Here is a 9,603-nt window from a genome sequence, read left to right as displayed (position 1 = left end):
GCGCTGGGACGGCGTGCGCAGCCTCGCCGACGCGATGGCGATGCTGAAGGCGCAGGTCGACATCACGCCCGCGCCGCAATGGGTGCGGGTGGTGGGTGGCTTCACCGAGCACCAATTCCATGAGAAGCGGCTGCCGACCATCGACGAGCTCAATGCCGTCGCGCCGGACACGCCGGTCTTCATCCTGCACCTCTACGACCGCGCGCTGCTGAACGGCGCGGCGTTGCGCGCCGTCGGCTACACCCGCGAGACACCCGAGCCGCCCGGTGGCCAGATCCTGCGCGACAGCGCGGGCAATCCCACCGGCCTGCTGCTGGCCAAGCCCAACGCGTCCATCCTGTACGCGACGCTGGCCAAGGGGCCGAAGCTCCCGCCGGAGTACCAGCTCAACAGCACGCGCCACTTCATGCGCGAGCTCAACCGGCTGGGCGTCACCGGCGCGATCGACGCGGGCGGTGGCTTCCAGAACTATCCCGAGGACTACCAGGTCATTCAGCAACTGTCCGACGCCGGCCAGCTGACGATCCGCCTGGCCTACAACCTGTTCACCCAGAAGGCGGGACAGGAGAAGGAAGACTTCCTCAACTGGGCGAAGTCGGTCCCCTACAAGCAGGGCAACGACTACTTCCGCCACAACGGCGCCGGCGAGATGCTGGTGTTCTCCGCCGCCGACTTCGAGGACTTCCGCCAGCCGCGGCCCGACATGGCGCCGCAGATGGAAGGCGAGCTCGAGGAGGTGGTGCGCATCCTGGTGCAGAACCGCTGGCCGTGGCGCATGCATGCGACCTACGACGAGACGATCTCGCGTGCGCTGGACGTGTTCGAGAAGGTCCATCGCGACACGCCGATCGACGGGCTGAACTGGTTCTTCGATCACGCGGAGACGATCTCGACGCGCTCGATGGACCGGATCGCCGCGCTGGGCGGTGGCGTGGCGGTGCAGCACCGCATGGCCTATCAGGGCGAGTACTTCGTCGAGCGCTACGGCGCACGAGCCGCCGAGGCGACGCCGCCGGTGGCCGAGATGCTGCGCCGGGGCATGAAGGTCTCGGCCGGCACCGACGCGACGCGGGTGGCCTCGTACAACCCGTGGGTGTCGCTGTCCTGGCTGGTCACCGGCCGCACCGTCGGCGGCCTGCAGATCACGCCGCAGCGCAACTGCCTGGACCGCGAGGCGGCGCTGCGCATGTGGACGGAGAACGTCACCTGGTTCTCGAACGAGCAGGGCAACAAGGGGCAGATCGCGGCGGGCCAGCTGGCCGACCTGGTCGTGCCGGACCGCGACTTCTTCGGCTGCGCCGAATCGGACATCGCCGACACCAGCGCGCTGCTGACGATGGTCGGCGGCAAGGTGGTGTGGGGCGCCGGCGATTTCGCGTCGCTGGATGAATCGGCCCCGCCGCCGGCGATGCCGGACTGGTCGCCGGTGCGGCGCTACGGCGGCTACGGCGCCTGGGGCGCGGAAGGCAAGCCGCTGCAGGCGGCGATGCGGCGCACCGCGTGCTGCGACACCGCCTGCGGCGTCCATGGTCATGCGCATGCGAATGCCTGGGCGTCGGAGGTGCCCGCCTCCGACCTGAAGAGCTTCTGGGGCGCGCTGGGATGCGCGTGCTGGGCGGTCTGATGATGGACTTGGACACACGAGCCGCCCCGATGCGGCGCGCCGAAGCCGGGTACAACCGGCGGCACCTGGAGGCCCCACGATGAGCGAGTACCGATCCACCCGTCTGTTCTCCCCCGCCGCACCGCGCTGGGTGGAGGCGGTGCTGCAGTGGCCCACCTTCGGGGTGATGCTGCGCCTGTGCCTGGCGTCGGCCTACCTGATCGGTGGGATCGACAAGGCGATGGACTTTCCCGGCGCGGTGGCGGAGCAGGCGCATTTCGGCCTGCAGCCCGCGGTGCTGTGGGCGGTGCTGGCGATCGTGGTGGAACTGATCGGCGCGTTGCTGCTGATCCTGAACCGCTGGGTCTGGCTGGCGGCCGGCGCGCTGGGCGTGCTGACGCTGGTGGCGATGCTGGTGGCCAACGACTTCTGGCACCTGAGCGGCCAGGCGCGCTTCATGGCCAAGAACGCCTTCTTCGAGCACCTGGGCCTGATCGCCGGGCTGGCCTGCGCGGCGCGGATCGCGGTGCTGGAAAGGAAGGTGCTGGCATGACGGGCGTGAAGCGCTTGCTGGTGGCCAGTCTGACGCTGGGGTTCATCGGCGGCTATGTGGACACGGTGGGCTTCGTGGCGCTGTTCGGGCTGTTCACGGCGCACGTGACGGGGAACTTCGTGCTGATCGGCGCGGAGCTGAGCCGCGCCAGCGGCGGCAGCGTGCTGCTGAAGCTGCTGGTGTTCCCGACCTTCGTGGTGTCGGTCGCGCTGGCACGGATGGTGGCCTTGCGCTGCGAGCGGACGAAGACGGTGGCGAGCCGGCCCTTGCTGGTGATGCAGGCGGCGCTGCTGGTGGTGGCGCTGATCTGCAGCGTGCCGGCGGGTGCGGCGCTGGCACCCGACGCGCCGTGGGCGATGGCCACGGGCCTGTTCATCACCGCGGCGATGGGCGTGCAGAACGCGGCCGGCCGCCTGGCCTGGCCGGCGCTGACGCCGACGACGGTGATGACGGGCAATGTGACGCAGGTGGTGATCGACAGCGTGGACCTGCTGCGGGGCGCGGCTGGTCCGGACGTGCGGGAGCGGCTGGGTCGCTTCATCTGGCCGGTCGCGGCCTTCGCGGTGGGCGCGCTCACGGGCGCATTCGCCTATGCGGCGTGGAAGTTCTGGGCGCTGCTGCTGCCGCTGGTGATGCTGGCCGGGCTGGTGGTGATGGATGTGAAGGCGGATAAGAAGGGCTGAGCCGGCCGGCGGCCTGTCGCCTATGCCGCGAGTGCCCGCGCATGCCGCGAGCGCCGCGGGCATGCGCCCGGGCCGCCGCTCAGTCTTCGGCGTGGCGAGCCCGCAGGAAGTCGACGAAGGCCCGCAAGGGCGCGGGCACGTGGCGCGGCCGGGGTAGTACAGGAACGGCCCGGTGAACGGGCGCCACCATGTCTGCAGCAATGGCTCCAGCGCGCCGCTGGCCAGATGGGGCTGGAGCCAGTCCTCGAACAGGTGGATGACCCCGCTGCCGGCCAGTGCCGCATCGATGGCGAGGTCCACGCCGCCGCCGGCCCGCACGACCAGCGGTCCGGCCGGATCGACCGTCACGACCTCCGACTTGCGCTGGAACTCCCAAGGCGGCATGGCACCGCTGGCGAAGCGCACCCGCAGGCAGGCGTGCTGCAGCAGGTCGCGGGGATGCAGCGGCCGGCCGCTGCGCGCGAGATAGCCCGGCGCGGCGGCCGTCGCCATGCGCTGGTGACGCGGGCCGATGGGCAGGGCGATCATGTCCTGCTCCAGGCGTTCCTCGTAGCGGATGCCGGCGTCGCAGCCCGCCGCCACGACGTCGACGAAGCCTTCGTCGACGATCACTTCCAGTCGGATGTCCGGATAGGCGGCGAGGAAAGGCGGCACCAGGGCCGGGAGCACCAGGCGCGCCGCGCTGACGGGGACGTTCAGTCGCAGCGTGCCCGCCGGACGGTCACGGAAGCCATTGATCTCGTCGAGCGCCGCTTCCACCTCGCCCAACGCGGGCCCCAGTCGATGAAGCAGTCGCGCGCCCGCTTCGGTGGGCACGACGCTGCGCGTGCTGCGGTGGAGCAGCCGAACCCCCAGGCGGGCTTCCAGCCTGCGCAGGGCCTCGCTGAGGCTGGACGCGCTGACGCCACCGCCGCGCGCCGCCTGCCGGAAGCCTCCGGCGCGCGCCACCGCCACGAAAACCGCCAGATCGGCCATGTGATCCGCCATCGCGCCCGCCACTGTTCTGTTTTCCGCACGACCCGTGCGGATTGGAGCCACTTATCGTACGCCGCGGCCCTGCCTAGAGTGAGCCACCTTCGAAAGGAAATTGCTCATGAACTCACTCGACAAGGCCGGCACCTTCCGCATCGGCAACCGCAACGTGAAGCGCCTCGGGTACGGCGCGATGCAGCTCGCCGGACCCGGCGTCTTCGGCCCTCCCAAGGACCGGGCCGCCGCCGTGGCGGTGCTGCGGGCGGCCGTGGAGCACGGTGTCGACCACATCGACACCGCTGACTTCTATGGCCCGCACATCACCAACCAGATCATTCGCGAGGCGCTGCACCCCTATCGCCAGGATCTGCTCATCGCCACCAAGGTGGGCGCCAAGCGGGGGGCCGATGGGTCGTGGCTGCCTGCCCTGTCCGCCGACGAGCTGACGAGGGCGGTGCACGACAACCTGCGCCACCTCGGTCTGGAGTCGCTGGAGCTGGTCAACCTGCGCAGCATGCTGGACGTCCGCGGGCCTGCCGAGGGCTCGCTGGAGGAGCCGCTCACCGCTTTGGCCGAACTGCAACGGCAGGGCCTGATCCAGCACATCGGGTTGAGCAACGTGACCGCGCGGCAGGTCGAGGATGCACGTCGCCTCTGCGCCATCGTCTGCGTGCAGAACCATTACAACCTCGTCCATCGGAACGACGACGCGCTGGTGCGGCAATTGGCCGGGGACGGCATTGCCTATGTCCCGTTCTTTCCGCTCGGTGGCTTCACGCCCTTGCAGTCGAGCGCCTTGTCGGAGGTCGCCAGCCAACTCGGCGCCACGCCGATGCAGGTGGCACTGGCCTGGCTGCTGCAGCGCTCGCCCAACCTGGTGCTGATTCCGGGCACCTCATCGGTCCAGCATCTGCGGGAGAACCTCGCGGCCGCTGAACTGCGGTTGCCCGAGGAAGCGGTCGCGCGTCTGGACCTGATGGGCAAGGTCACTCCGCACGCGTGACTGGACAACCGCGCCATCGGCAATGGCGTGGAGTTCAGGACCGCGCGTCGCGGCTGGTGACGCTCCGCGCCGGCAGAATGCGGGCGCACCAGCATTCATGACAGGCCCGGAGCAGAGTCGATGCGCAAGCTCAGAAGCGGAATGATGAAGATCGCCAGCGCCGCCGCCATGGCGATCGCTGCCGCCGTCCCGGTCTCGGCCAAGACCTACGTCTATGTCTCCGCGGCGCAGGACGGCGTCATCGACGCGTTCGAGATGGATGCCACCGGCGCGCTCACGCCGCTGGGCAAGACGGCGGCCGGCAAGCTCGTGATGCCGATGGCGGTGGATCCCGCCAGACGGCATCTGTACGCGGTCGTGCGCTCCGAGCCATTCCGCGTGCTGACCTACGACATCGATGCCGCGAGCGGCGCCTTGCGCCAGAAGGCCGACGCGCCACTCCCGGACAGCATGGCCTACGCGTCCACCGACCGGACCGGACGCTTCCTGTTCACGGCCTCCTATGACGGAAGCCGGATCGCGATCAGCGCGATCAAGGACGGCCTGGTCGAGCAGGGCGCCATCCAGGTCCTGCCCACCGGCGAGAAGGCACACAGCATCCGGATCGACCCCGGCAATCGCTTCCTGTACGTCACCAACCTCGGCAGCGATCAGATCCTGCAGTTCGGATTCGACGCCGCCAGCGGCAAGCTGACGCCGCTCGATCCAGCGCTCGTCAAGACGAAGCCCGGCAACGGCCCGCGGCACATCGAGTTCTCCCCCGACGGTCGATTCCTCTACGTGATCAGCGAGCTGAGCGGCAACATCATCCAGTTCGAGAGGGATCGCGATCGGGGGACGCTCACCGAGCTCTCGAGCACGCTCACGGTGCCGGCGAGCGACGAGCAGCGACGCATCTGGTCCTCCGACATCGCCATCACGCCGGACGGCCGGTTCATGTACACGTCCGAACGGACGAGCAGCACGATCTCGTTGCTGACGCTTGCCGCGGCGTCCGGCAAACCGAGCCTGGTGGACGCCTATCCGACGGAAACGCAGCCGCGTGGCATCCGCATCGATCCGACCGGGAAGTTCCTGCTCGTGGCCGGAGAGAGATCGGAGCGGCTGTCGGTGTACCGCATCGATCCGGACAAGGGCGCGCTCCGGCTGATCGGCCGGCAACCGGTGGGACGGGCCGCGAACTGGATCGAGATCGTGGACCTGCCCTGAGGGGCGGCCATTTCGGCTGAAGGTGGGCGTCCGGCTCGAAAAGGAAAAAAAGCCCGCGGCGTGAACGCCAACGGGCTTCCTTCATCTTGATCATCCGACCCCGGCATAGCCGGGATCGCTATCGATCAGAACGGAATATCGTCATCCATGTCATCGAAGCCGGTCGCCGGCTTCGGCGCGGGGGCCGGGGCGCGAGGCGCCGCGGCGCGCGGGGCCGGCGCGCGTGGTGCGTCGAAGTCGCCGCTGTCGCGACCACTGCCGCCACCGCCGCGCTCCGACGAGCGCTCACGGCTGTAGCCACCACCGCCGCCGCCGCCGCCCATGTCGTCGCCACCGCCTTCACGGCCGCCCAGCAGCTGCATCTGCTCGGCGATGATTTCCGTCGTGTAGTTGTCCTTGCCTTCCTTGTCCTGCCACTTGCGGGTCTTCAGGCGACCCTCGACATAGACCGGACGGCCCTTCTTCAGGTACTCGCCCGCGATCTCGGCCAGGCGGTCGTAGAACACCACGCGGTGCCATTCGGTCTCTTCCTGGCGCTCGCCGCCTTCACGGCTCTTCCAGTTGCGCGTCGTCGCGATGCTGACGTTGCACACCGCGCTGCCGCTGGGCGTGTAGCGGAGTTCGGGATCACGGCCCAGGTTGCCGAGGATGATGACTTTGTTGACCGAGGCCATGAGGGTTGCCTTCGCTTGCGTGTCGTTGAATGTTCGGAATGGGAAACTCGGCGCCGCCCTTCGCCCGGGACATCGGGTCGGAAACAGCGGCGCAGGGGGCGGATTATGCCGCCCGCCCATTCCGCCGACGATCCCCGGGAAACGCCGATCCGCTGCCTGCTTCGCGTCAGCCGATCACCGGATTCAGGGCCGCCGTGGCCGCCGCGCCCGCGCGGGCGGGCCGTCAGCCCATGCGGCGCCGGCTCTGCTTGTGCGCGTACATCGCCGCGTCGGCCTGCTGCATCAGCTCCTCCAGCGTCAGCGGTCGGTCGGCGGCCATCGCGGCGTCGCCGACGCTGAAATCCAGCGCGTAACCCCGCTGCGCCCTCAGGTTGAGCGCCCCGACCTGCGTGCGCACCCGCTCCAGCGCGGGCGACATCTGCTCGGTCGCCGTGCCGCTGAGCAGCACCACGAACTCGTCGCCGCCGGTGCGCGCGATCACGTCCGAGGCCCGCAGGCAGAAACGCAGGATGTCCGCAAAGGACTTCAGCGCCCAGTCGCCCTCCGCATGGCCATAGCGGTCGTTGACATGCTTGAAGTGGTCGAGGTCGAAGTACAGCATCGTCGCCGGCCACTGCTTGCGCCGGCACAGCGCCAGCACATGTCCGGCCTGCGATTCGAAGCCGCGCCGGTTCGCCAGCCCGGTCAGCTCGTCCACCATCGCCATGTACATCGCCGCGAACTGCTGCTCGACCATGAAGGCCAGGTCGCGCAGCGTCGCCTGGTCGTCGGCGTCGAAGCCGCGCGGCACCCGGTCGATCAGGCACAGCGTGCCGAGCCGGTGACCGCTGGGCGCCCGCACCGGGCAGCCGGCGTAGAAGCGGATGTGCGGCGCCCCGGTCACCAGCGGGTTGTCGACGAAGCGCGGATCGGCATGGGTGTCAGGGATCAGCAGGATGTCGTCCGACAGGATGGCGTGGCCGCAGAAGCTGACGTCGCGCGGGGTCTCCGGCACGTCCAGGCCCTGCGCCGACTTGAACCACTGCCGGTCGGCGTCGACCAGGCTGACCAGCGCGATCGGCACCTCGAACAGGCGCCGCGCCATGCGCGTCAGGCGGTCGAAGCGTTCCTCGGGATCGGTGTCCAGCACCTGCAGCACGCGCAGCGTGGCCAGCCGGGCATTCTCGTCGTCGGGCAACGGCGCAGCGATCATGAGCAGGTCTGTTCGGTGCGGAGGAGCAAGGCGCTCGGAAAGCGCCGTCCACGACGGATCGGGACCGGGTGAACGGCGGACCCGTCGATGTGCAGGACAATCGAGGGCTCCATGAGTTCGTCCAAGCATCATCCCGTCCCGCTAGCCATCCTGCAAGAGGTGTTCGGTTACAGCGCCTTTCGCGGCCAGCAGGCGGCGATCGTCGACCACGTGAGCGCCGGCGGCGACGCGCTGGTGCTGATGCCCACCGGCGGCGGCAAGTCGCTCTGTTACCAGATCCCCGCGATCGCCCGGCAGCGCGCCGGCCATGGCGTCACCGTGGTCGTCAGTCCGCTGATCGCCCTGATGCACGACCAGGTCGGCGCGCTCGAGGAAGCGGGCGTCGAGGCCGCCTTCCTCAACTCCACGCAGACCCTCGAGGAAACCCAGCGCATCGAGCGCGAGATGCTCGCCGGGCGCCTGACGCTGCTGTACGCGGCACCGGAGCGGGTCAACACGCCGCGCTTCATCGCGCAGATGCAGTCGCTGTACGAGCGCGGCCTGCTCGCGCTGTTCGCGATCGACGAGGCGCACTGCGTGAGCCAGTGGGGCCACGACTTCCGCAGCGAATACCTGTCGCTGAGCCTGCTGCACGAGCGCTTCCCCGACATCCCGCGCATCGCGCTGACCGCGACCGCCGACGACATCACCCGCGCCGACATCATCGAGCGGCTGCAGCTCGACAGCGCGCGGATCTTCGTCGCCTCGTTCGACCGGCCCAACATCCGCTACCTGATCGTCGAGAAGGACAGCCCGCGCGAGCAGCTGCTGCGCTTCATCCAGGACGAGCACGAGGACGAGGCGGGCGTCGTTTATTGCCAGAGCCGCAAGAAGGTCGACGAGACGGCGGAGTGGCTGCGCGCCAAGGGCATCAACGCGCTGCCTTACCACGCCGGCATGGAACAGGAGCAGCGCAAGCGCCACCAGGACCGCTTCCTGCGCGAGGACGGCATCGTGATGGTCGCCACCATCGCCTTCGGCATGGGCATCGACAAACCCGACGTGCGTTTCGTCGCCCACCTGGACCTGCCCAAGAACATCGAGGGCTACTACCAGGAGACCGGTCGCGCCGGCCGCGACGGCGAACCGGCCCAGGCCTGGATGGCCTACGGCCTGGCGGACGTGGTGCAGCAGCGCCGCATGATCGACGAGAGCCCGTCGTCCGACGAATTCAAGCAGGTGCAGCGCGGCAAGCTCGACGCGCTGCTCGCGCTGGCCGAGGCCATCGACTGCCGCCGCGTGCGGCTGCTGGCCTACTTCGGCGAGGACAGCCAGCCCTGCGGCAACTGCGACAACTGCCTGAATCCGCCCGCGACCTGGGACGCGACCGAGGCGGCGCGCATGGCGCTGTCGTGCATCTACCGCTTTCACCAGGTCACCGGCTTCAGCTTCGGTTCCGGCCACCTGATCGACGTGCTGCGCGGCAAGGAGACCGACAAGGTCGCCCAGTACCGGCATCACGAGTTGTCGACCTGGGGCGTCGGCGCCGCGCTCAGCGAGCAGCAGTGGCGCGCGGTGATCCGCCAGCTGATCGCGCTGGGCTATGCGGTGACCGAGGGCGAATACAACACGCTGTCGCTGGGCGGCGATGCCAAGGCCGTGCTGCGCGGCGAGGTGCGCATGCTGCTGCGCCAGCCCGCGGTGCCGACGCGCAAGAGCAAGTCGAGCCGCGGCG

The 9,603-nt window shown here is 69.3% G+C and carries 8 protein-coding genes and 1 pseudogene; 6 read left to right on the top strand and 3 right to left on the bottom strand.

All coding sequences use genetic code 11. The features are described 5' to 3' along the window. From FUT87_RS15440 to FUT87_RS15430, 3 genes are all read left to right on the top strand, one after another. Positions 1 to 1,624 (top strand): amidohydrolase (locus FUT87_RS15440; protein ID WP_147241578.1); only part of this gene is annotated, 1,624 nt, incomplete at its 5' end. Positions 1,625 to 1,703: 79 nt separating this feature from the next. Beyond that, positions 1,704 to 2,156 carry a DoxX family protein gene (locus FUT87_RS15435; protein WP_183493405.1) on the top strand — a complete coding sequence of 151 codons (453 nt, stop codon included), beginning with the start codon at positions 1,704 to 1,706 and terminating at the stop codon, positions 2,154 to 2,156. Further along, entirely contained in the window at positions 2,153 to 2,839 is a 687-nt protein-coding gene (locus FUT87_RS15430; RefSeq protein WP_147241199.1) for a YoaK family protein, read from the top strand. Before FUT87_RS15435 ends, FUT87_RS15430 begins: the two co-directional genes overlap by 4 nt. A gap of 79 nt (positions 2,840 to 2,918) precedes the next feature. Here the strand turns inward: FUT87_RS15430 and FUT87_RS15425 are convergent. Continuing rightward, a pseudogene (locus tag FUT87_RS15425) lies at positions 2,919 to 3,826 on the bottom strand (LysR family transcriptional regulator). Between the two features lie 106 nt (positions 3,827 to 3,932). Between FUT87_RS15425 and FUT87_RS15420 the strand changes: the two are divergent. Both FUT87_RS15420 and FUT87_RS15415 read left to right on the top strand, forming a co-directional pair. Beyond that, positions 3,933 to 4,814, top strand: a complete 882-nt coding sequence (locus FUT87_RS15420; protein WP_147241201.1) for an aldo/keto reductase family oxidoreductase — start codon at positions 3,933 to 3,935, stop codon at positions 4,812 to 4,814. Positions 4,815 to 4,958: 144 nt separating this feature from the next. After that, positions 4,959 to 6,023 (top strand): beta-propeller fold lactonase family protein, encoded by a 1,065-nt coding sequence (locus FUT87_RS15415; RefSeq protein WP_222617124.1) that lies wholly within the window; start codon positions 4,959 to 4,961, stop codon positions 6,021 to 6,023. 125 nt (positions 6,024 to 6,148) lie between these two features. Here FUT87_RS15415 and FUT87_RS15410 read toward each other — a convergent pair whose 3' ends face one another. Then, on the bottom strand, positions 6,149 to 6,697 hold the full coding sequence (locus FUT87_RS15410; RefSeq protein ID WP_147241202.1) for a single-stranded DNA-binding protein: 549 nt from the start codon (positions 6,695 to 6,697) through the stop codon (positions 6,149 to 6,151). 223 nt (positions 6,698 to 6,920) lie between these two features. Next, entirely contained in the window at positions 6,921 to 7,889 is a 969-nt protein-coding gene (locus tag FUT87_RS15405; RefSeq protein ID WP_147241577.1) for a diguanylate cyclase, read from the bottom strand. A gap of 111 nt (positions 7,890 to 8,000) precedes the next feature. Between FUT87_RS15405 and recQ the strand changes: the two genes are divergently transcribed. Then, the coding region (recQ, locus tag FUT87_RS15400) for a DNA helicase RecQ (RefSeq protein WP_147241576.1) at positions 8,001 to 9,603 on the top strand (1,603 nt) is incomplete at its 3' end.

The organism is Mitsuaria sp. TWR114, assembly GCF_007997345.1.
Note: the sequence above shows the minus strand (reverse complement) of the source record. Positions and strands in the feature narration are given on the sequence as shown.